General features: G+C 63.9%; 17 protein-coding genes. 2 read left to right on the top strand and 15 right to left on the bottom strand.

The window, feature by feature from the left end:
- Window positions 1-14 precede the first annotated feature (14 nt).
- The gene (locus tag C7450_RS31100; protein WP_110378377.1) at window positions 15-488 is read right to left on the bottom strand and encodes a DoxX family protein; all 474 of its coding nucleotides are present in this window, start codon (window positions 486-488) and stop codon (window positions 15-17) included.
- Between the two features lie 241 nt (window positions 489-729).
- Entirely contained in the window at window positions 730-1,821 is a 1,092-nt protein-coding gene (locus C7450_RS31105; RefSeq protein ID WP_110378378.1) for an ATP-dependent DNA helicase, read from the bottom strand.
- Window positions 1,822-2,097: 276 nt separating this feature from the next.
- Here C7450_RS31105 and mepA point away from each other — a divergent pair, with 276 nt between their 5' ends.
- On the top strand, window positions 2,098-3,084 hold the full coding sequence (gene mepA, locus C7450_RS31110) for a penicillin-insensitive murein endopeptidase (protein ID WP_425351273.1): 987 nt from the start codon (window positions 2,098-2,100) through the stop codon (window positions 3,082-3,084).
- A gap of 120 nt (window positions 3,085-3,204) precedes the next feature.
- Here the strand turns inward: mepA and C7450_RS31115 are convergent, their stop codons facing one another.
- The 4 genes from C7450_RS31115 to C7450_RS31130 form a co-directional block, all read right to left on the bottom strand.
- Window positions 3,205-3,702, bottom strand: coding sequence for a TIGR00645 family protein (locus C7450_RS31115; RefSeq protein ID WP_110378379.1), 498 nt, complete (start codon window positions 3,700-3,702; stop codon window positions 3,205-3,207).
- A gap of 223 nt (window positions 3,703-3,925) precedes the next feature.
- Window positions 3,926-4,576 (bottom strand): peptide-methionine (S)-S-oxide reductase MsrA, encoded by a 651-nt coding sequence (msrA, locus tag C7450_RS31120; RefSeq protein WP_110378380.1) that lies wholly within the window; start codon window positions 4,574-4,576, stop codon window positions 3,926-3,928.
- A gap of 64 nt (window positions 4,577-4,640) precedes the next feature.
- Complete coding sequence (locus tag C7450_RS31125) at window positions 4,641-4,961, bottom strand: hypothetical protein (protein ID WP_110378381.1); 321 nt, start codon at window positions 4,959-4,961, stop codon at window positions 4,641-4,643.
- A 139-nt stretch (window positions 4,962-5,100) separates the two neighbouring features.
- Window positions 5,101-6,132 carry an LLM class flavin-dependent oxidoreductase gene (locus C7450_RS31130; protein ID WP_110378382.1) on the bottom strand — a complete coding sequence of 344 codons (1,032 nt, stop codon included), beginning with the start codon at window positions 6,130-6,132 and terminating at the stop codon, window positions 5,101-5,103.
- Window positions 6,133-6,834: 702 nt separating this feature from the next.
- Here C7450_RS31130 and C7450_RS31140 point away from each other — a divergent pair.
- Window positions 6,835-8,220: an MFS transporter gene (locus C7450_RS31140; protein ID WP_210206590.1), complete on the top strand. Its 1,386-nt coding sequence runs from the start codon at window positions 6,835-6,837 to the stop codon at window positions 8,218-8,220.
- Between the two features lie 111 nt (window positions 8,221-8,331).
- Here C7450_RS31140 and C7450_RS31145 read toward each other — a convergent pair whose 3' ends face one another.
- From C7450_RS31145 to denD, 9 genes are all read right to left on the bottom strand, one after another.
- Window positions 8,332-10,101, bottom strand: coding sequence for an ABC transporter ATP-binding protein/permease (locus tag C7450_RS31145; protein WP_210206591.1), 1,770 nt, complete (start codon window positions 10,099-10,101; stop codon window positions 8,332-8,334).
- The gene (locus tag C7450_RS31150; RefSeq protein ID WP_110378385.1) at window positions 10,098-11,012 is read right to left on the bottom strand and encodes a ChaN family lipoprotein; all 915 of its coding nucleotides are present in this window, start codon (window positions 11,010-11,012) and stop codon (window positions 10,098-10,100) included. Before C7450_RS31150 ends, C7450_RS31145 begins: the two co-directional genes overlap by 4 nt.
- A gap of 17 nt (window positions 11,013-11,029) precedes the next feature.
- Window positions 11,030-11,752 carry a ChuX/HutX family heme-like substrate-binding protein gene (locus C7450_RS31155; RefSeq protein WP_170147539.1) on the bottom strand — a complete coding sequence of 241 codons (723 nt, stop codon included), beginning with the start codon at window positions 11,750-11,752 and terminating at the stop codon, window positions 11,030-11,032.
- A 20-nt stretch (window positions 11,753-11,772) separates the two neighbouring features.
- Entirely contained in the window at window positions 11,773-14,106 is a 2,334-nt protein-coding gene (locus tag C7450_RS31160) for a TonB-dependent hemoglobin/transferrin/lactoferrin family receptor (RefSeq protein ID WP_170147540.1), read from the bottom strand.
- Window positions 14,107-14,686: 580 nt separating this feature from the next.
- A complete protein-coding gene (locus C7450_RS31165) occupies window positions 14,687-15,478 on the bottom strand; it encodes an SDR family NAD(P)-dependent oxidoreductase (RefSeq protein ID WP_110378388.1) in 792 nt (263 codons plus the stop codon).
- Window positions 15,448-16,236: a hydroxypyruvate isomerase family protein gene (locus C7450_RS31170; RefSeq protein WP_110378389.1), complete on the bottom strand. Its 789-nt coding sequence runs from the start codon at window positions 16,234-16,236 to the stop codon at window positions 15,448-15,450. Before C7450_RS31170 ends, C7450_RS31165 begins: the two co-directional genes overlap by 31 nt.
- Window positions 16,233-16,880 carry a 3-oxo-tetronate 4-phosphate decarboxylase gene (gene otnC / locus C7450_RS31175; protein WP_110378390.1) on the bottom strand — a complete coding sequence of 216 codons (648 nt, stop codon included), beginning with the start codon at window positions 16,878-16,880 and terminating at the stop codon, window positions 16,233-16,235. The genes C7450_RS31170 and otnC overlap by 4 nt, the downstream gene beginning before the upstream one ends.
- A complete protein-coding gene (gene otnK / locus C7450_RS31180; RefSeq protein ID WP_110378391.1) occupies window positions 16,877-18,133 on the bottom strand; it encodes a 3-oxo-tetronate kinase in 1,257 nt (418 codons plus the stop codon). Before otnK ends, otnC begins: the two co-directional genes overlap by 4 nt.
- A gap of 2 nt (window positions 18,134-18,135) precedes the next feature.
- Complete coding sequence (gene denD / locus C7450_RS31185) at window positions 18,136-19,140, bottom strand: D-erythronate dehydrogenase (RefSeq protein WP_110378392.1); 1,005 nt, start codon at window positions 19,138-19,140, stop codon at window positions 18,136-18,138.
- Window positions 19,141-19,150 lie beyond the last annotated feature (10 nt).

Consider the following 19,150-nt stretch of genomic DNA (forward strand, 5'->3'; position numbering starts at 1 on the left):
CGATACGCGTGAGGTCAGAGCTGGCGTCCGATGGCACGGTCGACTGAGAGTGCGCCGCCGCCGCGCGCGATGATGCTGAGCAGCATCGCCGACCACAGGATCGATTTTTCCGAGCCCATATAGCCCTGCCCCAGGACGACCCAATGGAAGTAGATCGTCACCAGGAGGATGATGAGGGCCACGATCGCCGCCGGCCGCGTGAGAAATCCAAGGATCAGCAGGACGCCCGTACCGAACTCGCTGAACGAGAGCAGCGGTGACCACAAGGCACCCGGGACGAAGCCGATGCGCTCGACCATCGCCACCGCCCCGAAAGGATCAAGAACCTTGCCCCAGCCGTGGGCCACCAGCGCGATGCCCGTGACGATCCGCAAAATCACATCCGCCGGAACCGCCAGAGCGGCCCACAGCCCCCCAAGGGCCGGCATGACAAGCCCGCCGGCTCTCGTCCGGGATGGATTCGTTCGCGAAATCTGGTCAACCGCCATGAATGCGCCTCCTTGCGCGCTCGTCCGTGAAAGAGATACGGCAAGCATAACGGCGATGGGGCGCTGAAATTTCAAGATCAGATGATAGAACCTCCGACGCTATGGCATCACCATAGCGTGAAGATGTGGGAAAACCATGCGGGGTCAGCGCATAGATTTAAATGAAACCAATCCGTGGTGCGATCTATACGGATTACTCTCATAGCGGCTGCGCAATGGCCGGCCGCAACATTGAACAAGTCTAGGAAACGATCGTAATGCGCTCGGCGGCCCGGGTCAGGCCCGTATAGAGCCAGCGGCTGGCGTGCTCGCGGAAGGCGAAGGCCTCGTCGAAAAGCACCACGTCGTCCCACTGCGAGCCCTGCGCCTTGTGCACCGTGAGCGCGTAGCCATAGGTGAACTCGTCGGCGTTGCGGCGGATGGCGAAGGGCACGCTCTCCTCCTCGCCCTCGAAGAAGGCACGGGGCACGCTGACCTCGGTGGTGCGCCGCACCGTCTCGTCGTCCGGCGTCACGTCCATCTTGACGAGGCCCTTCGCCTCGCCCTTGAGCTGCTTGATGAGCCAGGTGCCGCCGTTGAACAGCCCCTTGGTCTTGTTGTTCTTGAGGCAGACGAGCTTCTCGCCGGCGGCCGGCATCGCATCCCGGAAGCCGAGGAGCGAGCGCATGCGCGCGTTATACATCCGGCGCGTCTTGTTCATGCCGAGCAGCACCTGATCGGCACGCATCACGGCCGGCGCATCGATGTCGCGGCGGGAGATCACCCGGCTCTCGCCGAACTGGCCGTGGGACAAGCTGCCGCCTTCGCGCACGACCATCGACATGTGGATGATCGGATTGTCGCGCGCTTGGCGGTGCACCTCGGTCAGCATCATGTCCGGCTCGGCCTCCGTGAAGAACCCACCGCCCTTGACTGGCGGCAGCTGCGCGGGATCGCCCAGGACGAGCACGGGAACGCCGAAGGAGAGGAGATCGCGCCCCAGCTCCTCATCGACCATGGAGCATTCGTCGATGATGATGAGCGCGGCATCGGCGGCCGAGCTCTGCCGGTTGATGACGAAGGACGGCCCCTCCTCCTTCGAGCCGCGCGAGCGGTAGATCAGGCTGTGGATGGTGGTCGCCCCCTCGCAGCCCTTGGACCGCAGCACCGAGGCGGCCTTGCCGGTGAAGGCGCCGAAGGCGACGTCTCCGTCGATGCCCTCCGCAATATGGCGCGCCAGCGTCGTCTTCCCCGTGCCGGCATAGCCGAACAGCCGGAAGACCTGGGAATCGCGACGCTTCAGCCATGCGGCGACTTCCTTCAAGGCATCATCTTGTTGGGGCGACCAGCTCATAATGTGCTCACACGAATGGCTCAGGATGGACAATGACTGTGGTGAAAGCCGGGAAAGCGCATAGGTTGCCCGGAGGAATTGCAAGGATCGTGGCTGATCGTCATAGAATGCAGGCGGCCTGCAGAAAAGCCCACGCCTTGCAATCGAAAAAAAGGCATAATTATCAGTCAATTGCCGAGCGACCACCACTGATGACGGCGGTCGGCGCAGGAGGATGATTCGGTACGGCCACCGTCGTTTCGCCCTGGGAATCGGCTGCGGAAGGAGTGCTTGCGAATGACGACGACGCCGTTTCAGCCAAAGGGGAGCCAAGGCGCAGGTCGCGCGTTCAAACCGCTGGCGCTCGCCGGCCTTCTCATCGTGCTGACCTCGCTCATGGGTGGCCATCCTGCTCGGGCGCAGGAGAATGCGGCCCAGGAGGCTGCCCGCCGGAAGGCTGCGTTGGCCAAGCTTCCTGCAGATGCGGCCCAGCGGCGCTTCGGCACCATTCCGCTGCCGTCGGCCGGACAGGCCGCCGTCTTCGGCTTCTATTCTCTCGGCTGCCTCGCCGGCGGCGTCATGCTGCCGCCCGACGGGTCGACCTGGCAGGTCATGCGTCTGTCGCGTAATCGCAATTGGGGCCACCCCGCTCTCGTTGAGTTTCTGCAGAACTTCGCCGCCAAGGTGCCATCGACCACCGGCTGGCCGGGCATCCTTGTCGGCGACATGGGCCAGCCACGCGGCGGGCCGATGCTGACAGGCCATGCCTCCCACCAGATAGGCCTCGATGCGGACATCTGGCTGACCGCCATGCCGGCAGGACGTCTCAGCGCAAGCGATCGCGAAGAGGTATCAGCCATCAATATGGTGAGAAGCGACTGGAACGATATTGATCCGTCGCGCTGGACGGCGAGCCACATGGCCCTCCTGAAGACGGCCGCCTCCTTCCGGCAGGTGGAACGGGTCCTCGTCAACCCCGCCATCAAGCGCGCGCTCTGCCGGGATGCAGGTTCGGACCGCCGCTGGCTTTCGAAGATCCGGCCTGCGCCCGGTCACAACTATCATTTCCACATCCGCCTCGCCTGCCCGGCGGGCGAGACCGCCTGCCGCCGGCAGGCACCGCCACCGACGAACGACGGCTGCGGGGCGGAGCTCGACTGGTGGTTCAGCGCCGAAGCGCGCCGGCCGAAGCCCCACAAGCCCGCACCACCCCTGATGGTCGCCGACCTGCCGGCGCAATGCCGCGCCGTGATCGACAGCGCGGCAGCGGCGGCGAAGAACTGAAGGTCCGCACTTGTGCCTGTGTCGTCCCCGCGTCCTGGTTCCCGCTGTCTTGGATCGTTTGGACGCCGGCCTTGATCCCTCCCCTCAGGGGAGGGATCGGCGGCGCACATGTGAGTTCACTCAGTGCTTCTCGGCAGCGATCCGGTCGGTCAGCGCGAGAATGATGCCGGAGCCGACGAAAACGACGTGGATGCCGACCAGCCACATCAGCTCGCGGTCGCTGACATTGCCCACATTCATGAAGGCCTTCAGGAGCTGGATGGCCGAGATGGCGACGATCGACGACATCAGCTTGAGCTTCAGGCCGGAGAAGTCGATCTTCCCCATCCATTCCGGCCAGTCCTTATGCTCGTTCGCATCGATCTTCGACACGAAATTCTCGTAGCCGGAAAAGATCACGATCACGACGAGCGAGCCGGTGAAGGTCAGGTCCACCAGACTGAGGATGCCGAGAATGATGTCGGATTCCTTGCTGGAGAACACCATGGGCAGGAAATGAAGGAGCTCCAGCATCGTCTTGATCAGGAGGCCGACGAGCCCCAGGACAAGGGCGACATAGAAGGGCGCAAGCAGCCAGCGGCTTGCAAACAGAAAACGCTCCAGCGCTCTCTCGATCATGACGTCTCCATCATAAAAGGGGCCGCCACATGGAGTGGCGCCCCCTGAAATTTCGTAACCAGCCACCCGGACCCTGCTTTCGGCCCGAACTATGTAATCCACGTGACGCCGGAGCCAATCCGTCTTGGGCTGAATCAGCCGATTCTACCCAAGTTATTGAACAAGATATTAGATCTGCGCGCGGACTGCGAAACGGCGCAAATCCGCGACGCCCTGACGTGTCCTAGGCCGCGACACCGGTTCCGATGGCGCAGCTGACGCCCGTCCCGCCAAGGCCGCAGTAGCCGGCCGGGTTCTTGGCCAGATACTGCTGGTGGTAGGCTTCAGCGAAATAGAACGGCGGGCGCTCGGCGACCTCCGTCGTGATCGGCGGATAGCCGGCGAGCCGCAGTGCCTCACCAAAAGTCCGCCGTGTCGCCTCGACAAGCGCGAGCTCGGCCTCACCGGTCACATAGACCGCCGAACGGTACTGGGTGCCGATGTCGTTGCCCTGCCGCATGCCCTGGGTTGGATCATGGTTCTCCCAGAACACGCGCAGCAGGCTGGCGAGGTCGACGCCCTTCTCATAGACGACCTGGACGACTTCCGTATGCCCGGTCAAGCCTGTGCAGACCTCCTCGTAGGTCGGGTTGGGCGTGACGCCACCCGCGTAGCCGACGGCCGTGACATAGACGCCGGGCAGGCTCCAGAACTTTCGCTCGGCCCCCCAGAAACAGCCCATCCCGAACAGCACCTGCTTGCTGCCCTCGGGATAGGGACCCGCCAGGAAATGGCCGTTCACAAAATGCGTCTGGGCCGTCTCAATGGGCTCGGGCCGGCCCGGCAGCGCCTCATTGGCACCGGGCAGGGTCGATGATTGACGAAACAATCCCATGATGCTTCTCCTCATGCCCGACATGTGGGAATGCTCGCCATGCCGGGCGAGGTCCCATGAGCCCTCATCGCAAGGGTTTGAACAGAAACGGATCCGCTGGCCGCCGGCCGAGCCACAACAGCAGAACACCCAGGATGGCCCCAACGGCTGAGGTCGGCAAGGTCAATACGTTGTCGACGACAGCGCGCTGGACCGCCTCAGGAAGATGCGTGCCCATCCACGGCAGGAATTGCGGAAACAGGGATGGCAAAGCGGCCTGCAGCGTGTTGGCGAGGGGCGTGGAGGCGAACTCGCTGTTGGCAATGCCCCGCGCGCCATCGATGACGAAAGCGACGAAGCCGCCGGTCAAGATGACAAAGCCGATGAAGCGCAGCAGTGCACGCATTCGCGAGACATCATCCTCCAGACGACTTCCGACGCATCGCGCCGGCCTCCGCCGCTGATCCAGCCAATCCGGCCGCATGACCGGATATGTCCAGATCTAACGATGCGCGGCGGGGGTCGCAAGAGGCAGCCTGCCCGCATCACGCGAGCATGTCGCGCACCATGGGAACAACCTTGCTGCCGTAGAGCTCGATGCTCCGCATGAGCTTGTCATGCGGCAGGGGCCCCGCACTGTACTTCATGTCGAAACGGGCGATGTCGAGCGCCTTCGCGGTTGCCGCGATCTTCCGCGCGACCGTCTCAGGGGAGCCCACGTAAAGCGAGCCACGCTCCACCTCCTGCCTGAACTCATCCTCGCCCATGGGCGGCCATCCGCGTTCCGCCCCGATCTGATCGCGCATCCGCTTGTAGTCGGGGAACAGCTCCTCCTGCGCCTGGCTGTCGGTATCCGCCACATAACCGGGCGAATGCACGCCGATGGGCGGCAGCGGCTGTTGCAGCTGCTGGCAGGCCCGCCCGTAAAGGTCGACATAGGGGCGGAACCGCTTGGGATCCCCGCCGATGATGGCGAGCATCAGCGGTAGGCCATAGCGCGCGGCGCGCACCACTGATTCGGGGCTGCCGCCGACGCCGATCCAGGTCTTGAGCGGCCCCTGCTCGACCTCAGGGTAGACACGCTGATTCGTGAGCGGGGCACGCGTGGTGCCCTGCCAGGTCACGGCGTCCTGCTTCAGGAGCGCCACGAAGAGATCGAGCTTCTCCTCGAACAGTCGCTCGTAGTCCTTCAGTTCATAGCCGAACAACGGGAAGGATTCCGTGAACGAGCCACGACCGAGGATGACCTCGGCCCGCCCCTTCGACAGCGCGTCGACCGTCGCGAAGCGCTGGAACACACGGACGGGATCGTCCGAGCTCAGGACCGTGACGGCGGAGCCGAGCCTGATATGGCTGGTGCGGGCGGCGATGGCCGCGAGCACCACCTCCGGCGCCGATATCGCAAAATCGGCCCGATGATGTTCGCCGACGCCGATGAAGTCGATGCCCAGCTGGTCCGCAAGCACCGCCTCGTCGACGAGATTGCGGATGACCTCGGCCTGCGCCAGCAGCGAGCCATCCGCACGGCGCGTCACGTCGCCAAAGGTATCAAGTCCGAGTTCCAGATGCGCTGCCATAGTTCCCTGCCAATCGTTCCGCTTGCCGCATCAGCTCCGGACGGCCAAAGCCAAGGCGTGTTTCCGAGTCCCGCGTTTCCGAGTCCCGCGTTTCCGAGTCCCGGGTTTCCCAGTCCCGGGTTTCCCAGTCCATTGAGCAAAGCAGGTAATGTCGATCGGCTTGAAGTAAAGGCCTGAAACGCTCCAGGACCTTGCATCCATGCTTAAGAGACCTTGCGCCCACGCAATACAACGCGCGACGTCTCATGGCGCAGCAGCCGTCGTCACACAAGAAGCCCTCCCCGACCAGGCTCGCGCGTTCGGCCGGACGCCCCGACGCATGCGCGTATTCACGCGCGATCTGCGGTATTAATATATCACGTAACAATATCCATTTTCAAAAATAAGACGAAAATAGCTCTTTTTAAGATCAATATACGCCCGCCATCCTCCATATCCATTTCTTGCGAGAACTGTTCATAAGCCAATGACTGCACGGCAGGCAGCGCAGGATGCGACGCGACACTCCCGTATGACACGTACTGGATCGCGGCAACGGGCGCCGCGGCGCACAATGACCGTGCCGTTACTTCGCGATCTTGCCTGGCAACGGTCCTGCAGCAGCTGCGCCCCGCAATATGATCCCCGAAGCATAATGCGGGTACCGGCGCCTTGCTTCGACCGGGAAATGCGTTCGAACATGTAAACGAGGGACAGATGGCTATGACCCAAGCTGCTCAATCCAGACCAATCCATGTGGTTCTAGCCAGTCTCATCGGGACCGCCATCGAGTGGTACGATTTCTACATTTATGGAATAGCGGCAGCACTTGTTCTCGGTCCCCAGTTTTTCCCGGACATGTCTGAAACATCGGCGATGCTTGCAGCCTTCGCGACCTTCGGGGTCGGCTTCATTGCACGGCCGATCGGCGCAGCCCTCTTCGGACATTATGGTGACCGGGTGGGACGAAAGAAGGCACTGGTCATTTCATTGATGTTGATGGCCGCCGGCACATTCGCAGTCGGCCTCCTGCCCAACTATGCGAGTATAGGTGTCGCCGCACCGGTGGGACTCGTGTTGCTACGCTTCATTCAGGGACTGGGAATTGGCGGCGAATGGGGCGGAGCCGCGCTGATGACCGGCGAATATGCGCCGCCCAAGCGGCGCGGTCTCTATGTGAGCTGGACCCAGTTCGGCAGCCCGGCGGGCCTGCTTCTGGCGAACGGTGTGTTCCTCGGCGTGCGCGGAATGATGGACGCCGAACAGTTCGCCGACTGGGGTTGGCGCATTCCCTTCCTGCTGAGCCTGGTGCTGATCATTGTCGGATACGTCATCCGCCGGACGTTGCGTGAAACGCCTGTTTTCGAGAAGGCGCAGAAGGAAGGACGCGTCGAGCAGCTGCCCCTAGCCGTCGTTTTCCGTCGATATAAGCGGCCACTTTTCCTGGTGGCCGGCGCCTATATACTGAACAATACTGTCTTCTTTATCGTAACAACCTATACGATCGCCTATGCGAGGAGCCTGTCCACCCTCGGCAATACAACGCATATTGCTCTGGTGGCGCAAATCGTGGGTGGGCTCACCCTCGCCGTCGGCGTCGTCGTGTTCTCATGGCTCTCCGACAGCATCGGCCGCAAGCGCGTGATCCTGCCGTTCTATTTCGGCTGGATGCTCTGGATCTGGCCGATGTTCTGGCTCATCGACCTTGGCACCCCCGCCGCCTTCATCACCGCCATCGCGATTGGTACATTCATGACCTCCGCCTATGGCCCGCTCGGCGCATTCATGCTGGAACAGTTCGATACCCGCGTCCGCTACACCGGCGCGGGCGTCGGCCAGCAGCTTGGATCCATCCTCGGCGGCGGCATCGCTCCCATGGTCGCCGTCCAGCTTAACGCCATCGGTGGCATCACAGCCGTGCAAGGCTATGTCGTCGCCGTTGCGATCATCAGCGCCGGTTGCGTCATGATGCTGCGCGAGAGCGCAGCCTTGACCGCAGATCAGCTCGACGACCACGCCGTGCCGCTTGCGCCGCGCGTGGACGTGGCCGTCGGCTCGGAGGAGATCGCCAGCGTGCCGCTCGCCCTGCAGACGGAAACGGCGGGATAGCGCATTTTCGAGCGAAGTGGACACCGGTTCGCGTGAAGACAATGCGTAGAAACAATGACTTAAAGAATATCAGGTGAACCGGAATTCACCGGATATGCTTTAAGTCCGCGTTCAGGCCGTCTTCAGGCCGACGGCTGGCTCCTGCGGTCGCGCCGTTGAAAGGCTGCCGGATGGCTGGCGATCAGACGCGAGATCGACGCGCCTGAGGGGGCCGAGCCCTGCCGGCTCGCGATGCGCCACGACGACGAAAGTCGTCAGCGGCAACATCTCGCGCAGAAGAAGAAACAGCTCGCGTTCGGCCTGCGCATCCAGGGCGCTCGTTGGTTCGTCGAGAAAGGCCCAGTTCGGGCGCATGGCAAGCAGGCGCGCGATCATCAGGCGCTGCATCTCCCCGCCTGAGAGGCCAAGCGGCTTGTCCCTGTGCTCGGTCTCCGAGGCAAAGGGTGGCGAGCCGAGCCGATGCGCCAGGCCGACCTTGAAGCCGACCTTGGCCAGCACGTTCTCGATCCATCCCGGCGGAAACTCCCGCGGATCGTTGGGATAGACGGCGGCCGCCGCGAGGTCCCCGAACGGCAGATACGGCCTCTGCGACAGGAAGAACGGCGCATCGAGCGGCGTGGCGATGCGGCCCTCGCCATGCGGCCAGAGCCCAGCGATCGCCTTGAGAAGCGTCGACTTCCCCACACCCGAGACACCACTGAGCCAGATGCATTCGCCGCGCGTGATATGGAGATCCGGCAGGTGGACGAGCACGCGCCCCTCCGGGTCCCGCACGATGACCTCGCGCAGCGTCACGCTGTCACCCGCCGTGCGCACGTGCTCGAAGGCTGAGCGGTGGCCTCCCTGCGCGTCCGCCGCTCGCAGGAAATGGCTGAGGCGCGAAGTCGTCGCGGCGAGTTCCGCTAGATCCCTATAGGAAAAAATGAACCAGGACAGGGTCGTCACCACATTGGAGAACGCATTGGCGATCTGCATCAGGCCGCCGAGCGTCAGCTTCCCCGCCAGAAAGGCCGGCAGCGCGAGGAAAAGCGGAATGCGCAGCACGGTCGCCATATAGGGGCGCGTGAAAAGGCCCAGGACAAACTCGCGCCCGATAAGGCGCCGCCAGTTGTCGATGATCCGGCCGAAACGGCCCTCGAACTGCCGCCTCTCCGCAGCCTCACCGCCGGCCAGGGCCACTTCGTCAGAAGCTTCACGCATGCGCACAAGCGAGAAGCGAAAATCAGCCTCCCGCTTCTGTTGCTCGAAACTCAGCCGCTTGAGCGGACGCCCCAGGACATGGGTCATCAGACTGCCGATGGCGACATAGATCGGCGCGGCCCACACCATATAGCGCGGAATTTCCACGAACGTACCGGCGATCGTGAAGGCGAGCGGAAAGGTGCTCAGCGTCCAGAGCAAGGTCACATAGGAAAAGAGGGCAATGATGTTGCCGGCGACATCAAGACCTTCCTGGGTGAATTTCTCCACGAAGATACGGCAATCGTCGGCGATACGCTGGTCGGGATTGTCGATTTTTCCGTCGTTTGCAAGATGCCAGTAGTTCTTATGCGCCAGCCACCGGTCGAGCGACGCCGACGTCAAAGCCCGCCGCCACCGGATCTGAACGATCTTGCGGAGATAGCTGGCGATGAGAAATACGCTCGCGCTCGCGCCGATGATCACGAAGAAGGCGCCCACCTGGCGAACGGCCGCGCCCGCATCGAGCTTCTGGAGCGCGTCATAGAAGGATGCGTTCCAGGCGATCAGCTTTAGGTTGATCTGGATCGAGACGATATTCAGCAGGAACACGCCGACAAAGACGGCAAGCCCAACCTTGCCGCCCGGTCCCTTGACGGCGAGGCTGACCAGCCACGCCATCTCGCGGATGAGGCGGATCACGATCGGGAGCCCTCTGCAGGAGCCGTCGCGGGTGTTGGTCGTTTGGCCCGCCAGGAATTCGGCGGCTCGGGCCGGTCCAGACGAAAGATCGCATCGGCTATGCCGGCAACCGCACCAAGGTCCTGTGTGTCTGCCTCGCTCGGCAACAGGACCGATACATCGCTGATATCGAGGTCCCGCAACTGGTAGGGTGTGCCATGCCCATATTCCAGATGCCCCCGGCCGATGATCCCGACGACAAGCGCGATCGGCCGCTCCGCGAGCGCTCGCGCGATATTGCAGGCGAAGGCGCGGTCCCAGGTCTGCTGGGCGCGGACGAAACGGTCGAAGGCGGGATCGTCGGCGCTTTGCGCCATGCCGTTCGGACCGCCCGCGCGGCCGCCCCCCACCAGGTTGAACAGATGCTGCCGGTAAGCCGCTGTCGCCGGCGCGGAGGGCGTCAACCCGTCGCGCTCATCCTCCGGGATTGCCTCCCAGCCTTCCTTGCCGACCCGCGTCACGAGGGGACGATAACAGTTCAAGGCCAGCATCGGCACCTTTTGCTGGCGGCAGAAATGGAAGATCGGCAGGTAGAGCGCGGGATCGAAACCCCACACATCATACCATTCCGACCGGACCAGGAAGGTCTCGGTATCCATCTCGCCATCGACCCAGGCGTCGAGCACAGGCTGAAGGCGGCGTGGAAACATCTCGAACCCGACCGCCAGGCCGGCGTTGAGCATGTGCAGGAAGGCGAGGACATGGAGCTGCCAGCGATGAATCTCCGCGACATCATGCGTCTCGCCGAGCAGCACCGCGCGCCGGAAGGCCGCCTTCTGCAACAGTTGCCGCTGGTCCGTGAGCTGCCCGCTTTCGGGATCGAGCCATGTCCCCCGGGGATGGGGAACGACATGCACCTCGGAGTTCGTCATCGCCTTGAGCCCGATGTTCAGAATCGTGAAAAGACGGCTGCCGGCCCGCGAACGCTGAGACCGATCAGCTCGCCCGCGGCATTCTCCGCGTCCAGCGCGACCGCGTCGCCCTCGTTGCGACGGCGCCAGCCGGCGACCGACCCGCCGCGCAGGTGGAGGTGGAAATCCGGCTGCATGACGTTGATGAAGCCCATGCCGGGCTTCACGGCCGCCACGATGCCCTGCCAGTTTTGCACGACGCCGGGACGCGTGAGGGTGATCGAGATCGGCTCCCCGCCCGCGCGCGCGGCCTCGAAGGCGAGCGTGCCGGGATCGCCCTCCTCGAGGGTTGCCGGCTCGCGGGCCGGCTTCTCAGCCTCCGGCAGAGCTACCCCGCTGCCGAGCGGTGCGAGGCCGCGGTCGAAGGGCTCCAGGCCCGCCATACCGATGATGCTGAACAGCACCGCGCCGCCGGCATCCTGAAAGTCGAGCCGCGGCAGGACCATCTCCTGCATGCGTCCCGAACGGTCGACCACCACGGAGGCGATCTCTGCGACAGCAATGCGCGCGTCATGCGCGGCGCCGCGACAAATGACCGTATCGCCCGCGATGGAAACGGCCTCGACAGGGCCGATGCGCTCGTGCGTGGCACCGCCATGCCGGGTTGTGAGCATGACGCTGCCCATCTCGGGCAGGCGGCGCAGCACGGCGACAGCATCGCTGCCAAGGGACGCGCGGCTTAGCGTATCGATCGTCGTCATATCAGGCATCCATCTTTCAATCAGAAATCGACCTGGGCGCTGAGCTTGAAGGTACGGCCCGGCGCGGTCTGCAACTCGAGGGGATTGGTGATCGCCTGCGCCGTCGTGCTCGTGCGCGCGAAGGTATAAGGCAGCGGTCCCTTGAAGTAACGCTGGTCGAAGATGTTGAGAACACCCGCGCGCAGCGTGATCATCTCGGTCGGCTTCCAGTTCACGTAGCTGTCGAACACCATGTAGCTGGACGGACGGAAGAGATCGGTGGAACTCGCGCGGGTTACGCCCTGACCGAAGGTACTGATGACTTCCGCCTGCAATCCCCAGTCCGGTCGCATCCACTTCAACCCCACCGTTCCATTGAACGGCGTCGCGCCATCATAGGGCACCATCGGATCGCCCGCCTGATAGCGCTGATCCCCATGCTGATAGGAGGCGGACGCATTCACGGCCCAGTTGTCGTGGAACTGCCATTCGCCGAAGGCTTCGATACCCCAGATCTTCACAGCCGACAGGTTACGATAGGTGTAGTCGTTCGTGCCCGGCGGATTGTAGAAATTCTGGATGAAGTCCTTGTAGTCGGCATAGAAGCCGCCGATCGAGAACCACGCACGATTGAATTGGCCGCGGAAGCCGCCCTCGTAGGACTGGACGCTTTCCGGCTGCAGGTTGGGGTTCGGAATGAGATTGAAGGAGACGCCCGGCGATGACGTATAAAGCTGCTGCGCGGTCGGCATCTTGAAGCCTTCCGCATAGCGCGCATAAACGGAATAGTGGTCCGTGAGCTTGAAGATCGCACCGATCTGCGGGATAAGCTTGCTGGATTCAGACTTACTTGGCGTGATGCCATCCGTCTCGATATAATAGGCGTTCGTCTTGGGATCGATTGCGTAATTCGCCCAGCGCACGCCCGGCGTGATCAACAGGCGCCCATCGAGCAGGCTGATCTCATCCTGCAGATAGAAATCGGCGCGGGTCGTGTCGGCATTCGAAAAGCTGGCGCTGCGCGTATAGGTCGACCGCCCGGTCGTCAGATTCTTGACGAGGCTGTCGCGATAGTATTCCGCGCGCGTATAGTCACCTTGGAAGCCATAAGTCAGCGTATGTCGGCTGGAGCCGAGATTGAACTTCGACGTCAGCTGTATATCAGCCTGCCAGAACTCCTCGGAATATCCGAGATTATCCACTGTCACCTGATTTTGCTTTGACGCCAAAGTCTGAAGACGCTCGCTGTGAACATCGCGGCTTTGCGGCGAATAGGACAATTGCCAGTGTAGATTATCGAGGAAATTTACCCCGACATTCCAGTCGTGCGACAAGGACACGCGCTTGCGGGTCTGATCCTGGTTGCGGGGATATAACCCGTTGAAGGCCCCCGTCGACTGCAAACCGTAATCATACATCTGCCGGATGTTGTTCGAGCTGTCATAGAGCTCGCCGGTCAGCTTGAACTCGTGATCGGACGACGGGCGGAACACCAGCTTTGTCAGCATGTTCCAGGTCGTGCCGTCGAGCGGATTGAGGGTGTCGCAGCGAATGGCCATCGGCACGCGCGGGCAGCCCCAGAGGCCGCCATCCGCGCGCGCCTTGCTGAGCTTGCCCTCGTTGTAGGTGTTCTGGTTGACGAGGATGAGGCCCTGCAGGGTCGGCGTCAGCTGGAACGCCGCCATCGCGGTCTTCGAGAACGACTTGTTGAAACTGTCGTAGGTCGCCTGGATGCGGCCCGCGTAAGGCTTGTCCTTGCCTTTCAGGAGATCATCCGGATCAAGCGTGCGATAGGCGACGATACCGCCAAGGGCGTCCGCGCCCCAGAGCACGGACCCTGGGCCGCGCACGATCTCGACGGCCTTCAGGCCGGGAAAGTCGACGAAGCTGCGGTTGCCGTCGGTGATGCGCTCCTGGATGCGCGTGCCATCGACCTGCATCTGCACGCGATTGCCGCCAACACCGCGAATCGTGAAGCCGCCGAGATTGCCGAACGGATCCGTGCCGGATGTCTGGCGATCGACAGTAATGCCGGGCTGGTAACGCGCGAGATCCATGTTGTCGCGCGTCATGGTCTGGTCGAGCTGCTGCCGGGTCGTGACCGTCACCGTGCCCGGCACGTCGAGGACATTGGTCGGCTGGCGCGTGGCCGTAATGGAAATGGCATCGAGTTCGATGGTACCCGGCGGGACAATGGTTTCGCCCGCCGCAGTCTCCGGGGATGCATTGACCGGAGCGGCGTTGCCCTCCTGAACCGGCTGACGTCGCGCAGCATCGCGCGGCGTGCGTTGTGTCTCCTGCGCGCTCGCGCCTGCTGTCGCAAGAAGAACCGCCAGCACACTGGCACTGGTGAGAAAACGAAAAATGGTGCCCATTGCGCCCCCGCCATACTTAAAATCGTCAGATGGCGGCATTAATCAATTTTACAGAGATTCTTCAAGCAAAGAATCCGCCTTTTTCTTACATTTACCTTTTAACTCTTCTCGATTTGAATAGTTATACATTTTAAGTCAAATTAGAATAGTGAAAATATTTATCGGTGCGCAGGCCACGGGCTCCGTAGCCATGGCGATCAGTCCAGGGGGATGGGCGCGCGAAGTGGGCGCCGGTTGCGTGATGACAATGCATGGAAACAAAGACCTCGAGCCCGTCCGGTGACCCGAAGTTCAGCGGACTTGTTCCGGCTCGCACCCTCCCCTCGGGGTTCCCGCTCAAGGCCGACGATGACGCAGGCGGCGGGCAGGCGATTCAAAGGGGTCGAAAAAGGGTCCGGCGCGTTGCATCAAGGGGATGCTTCCGCGGGGCCGATCAACCCCTGAACGATCAACGGGGTTTATCGAAAAGCTGCTCAAAGGTCTGTTCTTAAGATCTCAAATAATAATAATGAACATCTCGGGCACGAGGGGGTAACGTCTTCCCTGCAGAAGAGGCTGCCACCCGAAGCGCGCGCCCCGGCTATTGCGCCAGGAAGCCGCCATCCACGGGCAGGGTGTGGCCAGTGATCATCGCCGCGCCGGGACCGGCAAGAAAGACGATCGCCGCGGCGACGTCCTCCGGCTCCGCCAGACGCTTCAGCGGCGTCATCGCCTCGATACGCGCCACCAGCTCGGGCTGCGCCAGGAGGGGGGCGATGAAGGGCGTGTTCACATAAGTCGGCGCCACGCCATTGACCCGGATTCCATGGGGCGCCCATTCCACCGCCAGGGCGCGCGTCATATTGACGATGGCGCCTTTGGTCGTCTGGTAGGAGATGTTGGGATAGAGGCCGCCGCCAGAAAAGCCCATGATCGACGCGACATTGACGATCGCGCCGGCAATACCCGCCGCGATCATGTGGCGCGCCGCGACCCGTGCGCAAAGAAAGGTGCCGGTCATGTTGACCGCCACCACCTTGTCCCAGTCGGCCATGGTATGCTCGAGAGCCGGCTGACGGATGGCAAGGCCCGCGCAGTTGACGAGGATATCGATGCGCCCTTCCCGCGCCATCACATCCGCGAAGGCCTGGTCGACCTGTCGCTCATCGGTGATATCGGCCTGGACTGCGAAATGCGCGCCGGCGCCGAGGCTCGCGAGCACGCCGGCTGCAACGGGCGCACGGTCGAGCACGGCAACCGTAGCGCCAGCCTCCGCCAGGGCCTTGGCGGTCGCAAGACCGATGCCGCTCGCGCCGCCGGTGACGATCGCGACCCGGCCATCGAGCGGCTTCCCCGCCTCCGTCACAGGCTCACGCCCAAGGTTTTCACCCATCCCATCCCCGCGTCCGTCCCCGCTCGGGGCTTGTACTCCAGCCCCACCCAGCCGTCGTAGCCGAGGGTAGCGAGATGATCAAGGACAGCGCGATAGTTGATCTCACCCTCGTCGGGCTCGGCGCGGCTCGGCACAGCGGCGATCTGCACATGGCCGATCACGGGCATGTAGCGGGTGAGCCTGCGCAGCACGTCGCCCTCGGTCGCGCCGACATGGTAGACATCGAACATCAGCTTGATGTTCGAGCGCCCTGCCTCCTCCTGGATACGCGCGGCCTCCGCCTGGGTGGCATAGAAATAGCCCGGCGCGTCATAGGGGTTGAGCGCCTCGAGGAGCAACGTCAGGCCGTGCGGGGCGGCCTTGTCGGAGGCTTCGCGCAGGTTCTTCACGAAGACGCGCCCCGCCGCCTCCCGCGCCTCAGGCGGCACGAAGCCCGCCATGCAATGGATGGCCGTGCCGCCCGCCGCGAGGCAATAAGCGATGGACTGGTCGACGGCCGCCTGGAATTCGGCCTCCCGCCCGGTGAGCGCGCCGAGGCCGTTCTCGCCGGCGCCGAGGTTGCCGCGCACGGTGTTGATGCCGAGCAGCTTCACCCCATGGCGCTCGCAGCGCGCCCTCACCGCGGCGGCCGGCGTGTCATACGGCCAGTGCAGCTCGACGGCCTTGAAACCGGCATGAGCCGCCGCGTCGATGCGCGCGAGGAGCGGCCGGTCGGGCCAGAGAAAGCCGAGATTGGCGGAATAGCGCAGCGTCGTCATTTCAGGGCGAACCTCGCGTTCAACTGGTCGATCTGGCCTTGATCAAGGCTGCGCACGGCAAGCCCGCGCGTGATGACGAGGAGCTTGGCGGTCTCCTCCAGTTCTTCCGCCGCGAAGACGGCGCTGTCGAGCGAGGTGCCGGCCACCACCGGCCCGTGATTGGCGAGAAGCACCGCCGCATGGGCCCCGGCGCGCGCTGCGACGAGCGGCGCCACATCGGCCGAGCCAGGCGCGGTATAGGGCAGCACCGGCACGCGCCCGACGCGCATCACCACATAGGGCGTGATCGGCGTGATCGCGTCCTCCGGGTCGACATCGGCAAGGCAGGACAGCGCGGTGGCATAGGTCGAATGCAGATGCACCACGGCACCCGTCGCCGGCCGCGCCTCATAGAAGGCCCGATGCAGCGGCAATTCCTTGGTCGGCGCATCGCCCCCCACATGCCGCCAATCCTGATCGAGCTTGGAGATGCGCGCTGCGTCGAGAAAGCCGAAGCAGGAATTGGTCGGTGTGACCAGGAAGCCGTCTTCCAGCTTGACCGAGATATTGCCGGAAGAGCCCACGGTGAAGCCGCGCGCGAACAGCGAGCGGCCCCACATCGCGATCCGCGTCCTCAGTTGGGCTTCCGCCTCAAGCCCGCTCATCGGGACGTCCCCATGACGTCGAGTGCCTTTGCGTAGAAATCGCTGGCGCCGAAATTGCCACTCTTCAGGGCAAGGCGGATGGACCGAGCCCCCGCCTCACCGGCGAGCGCCGGCACCCCCGGGTCGATCTCCGGTCCGATCGCGAGTTGCCGCACGCCAAGCGCCGCGACAACAGCCCCGGAGGTCTCGCCGCCGCCGACGGCGATGCATGTGACACCGGCAGCGACGAGCTCCTGAGCCAATGTCCCAAAGAAGCGCTCGATGGCGCCCGCGACGGCCTCGCGCCCGAACCTCTCCTGCGCCGCCTTCACGGCGTCGGGGTCAGCGCTCGAATGGACGATCGGCGCCTCATCCGCATGGCTCAGCACGAAATCCCGCGCGGCCGCGACCGTCACGTCCCCCGCCATCACCGCGTCAGGGCGAAGCGCGAAACCGGGATGGCCCTCCAAGTGCCGCGCGAGCTGTGCCAGCGAGGCGCGGGAGCAGGAGCCAGACAGCGCGACGCCCGGCCCGGAGAGCCCACTATAGGCTGTTCCTCCCGCGCCGAGCTTGCCCGCCTTGCGGAAATTGTCCGGCAGGCCGATGGCGATGCCGGAGCCGCCTGTGATCAGCCGCGCATCGGCAATGGCGGCGCCGATCGCCTTGAGGTCGTCGTCGGTGACCGCATCGACGACGGCAAGCTTGGCGGTCTTGCCGATCTCCGCCAGCGCCGCGCGAATGGCCTCGGCGCCCTGCCGCACGACCGCATAGGGAACGAGCCCGACCTCGCCCCTGGTCTGGCGCCTGAGCCAGCGGCGGATGTCCGGATCGGTCATCGGTGTCAGCGGGTGCTTCTCCATGCCGGATTCGTTGAGCAGACGATCGCCGACAAAGAGATGCCCCTGGTAGAGCGTGCGCCCCGTCGCGGGGAAGACGGGGCAGACCACCGCCACGCCCGCATCGAGCGCCGCGCTCAAGGCCTCTGCGACCGGCCCGATATTGCCTTCAGGCGTCGAATCGAAAGTCGAGCAATATTTGAAGAGGATCTGCCCGGCACCCTGGCGCTGCAGCCAGGCCAGCCCATCGAGCGATTGGCGAACCGCGTCGCCCGGCGCGATGGAGCGCGTCTTCAAGGCCACCACGCCGGCTTCCGCCGGCGCGACATCGCCCTCCGGCACGCCGACGTAGAGCGTCGTCGCCATGCCGTTGCGGGCGAGCATATTGGCGAGGTCGCTCGCACCGGTGAAATCATCCGCGATTGCGCCGAGCAGCATGATCAGCCTCCGATGCGTCCGCCGAGCTCGTCCTCGACATGGGCGCGGATGATATCATCGAAGGTGGCGTCCGCCTTGAAGCCGAGTTCAAGCGCGCGCCTGGCGTCGAAATCCTGCGCCCAGCCGTCGACGATTCGGGTGATCGTCTCGTCCGGCTCGGTGCGGATCAACGCCACCGCCTTGTCGCCGGCCAAGCGCCGCAAGGATTCGATTTCCTCGCCCACCGTCGCCGAGAGGCCGGGCATATTGAGGTTGCGGCGCCAGCCGAGCCGGGCGAGGTCCAGCGTGCCGGCATGGAGGAGGAAGCCCACCGCCGAGCGCGGGCTCGCGAACCAGTGGCGCACATCGGGTGAAACCGGCAGCACCGCTTCCTGGCCCACCAGCGGTTCGCGCAGGATGTTGGAGAAGAAGCCCGACGCCGCCTTGTTCGGCTTCCCCGGGCGGATGCAGATGGTCGGCAGGCGGATGCCGATGCCGTCGAAGAAGCCGCGCCGCGAATAGTCCGACAGCAGGAGCTCGCCGATAGCCTTCTGCGTGCCATAGCTCGTCAGCGGTGCCGTGAAGAATTCGTCGCCGATCTTGTCCGGGAAGGGCGCGCCGAAGACGGCGATCGACGAGGTGAAGACGACGCGCGGCTTGTAGGGCTGATCGGGAGCATCCTTGCGCAACCCTTCCTGGCGGATCGCCTCGAACAGGTGGCGCGTGCCGTCGAGATTGATGCGATAGCCCTTCTCGAAATCCGCCTCGGCCTCGCCGGAGACGATCGCCGCGAGGTGATAGATCACGTCGGGCCGCCCAGCTGCGAGGCGGGTCGCCGTTTCCGGCGCGGAGAGATCGACCGTCAGCGTCTCGGCCTTGCCCGGAAAGCCCTCCGGCGCCGCGGGTGCGACGACATCGGCCAGCGTCAACTGCGTGATCGCTTTCCCACCGAGGTGCCCTTCGGCGACGAGCTTGTCCGTGAGCTTGCGGCCGACCATGCCGGCCGCACCGATGATCAGAATATGCATGAGACCGTCC

The organism is Chelatococcus asaccharovorans, assembly GCF_003201475.1.
In the GTDB taxonomy this organism is placed as follows: domain Bacteria; phylum Pseudomonadota; class Alphaproteobacteria; order Rhizobiales; family Beijerinckiaceae; genus Chelatococcus; species Chelatococcus asaccharovorans.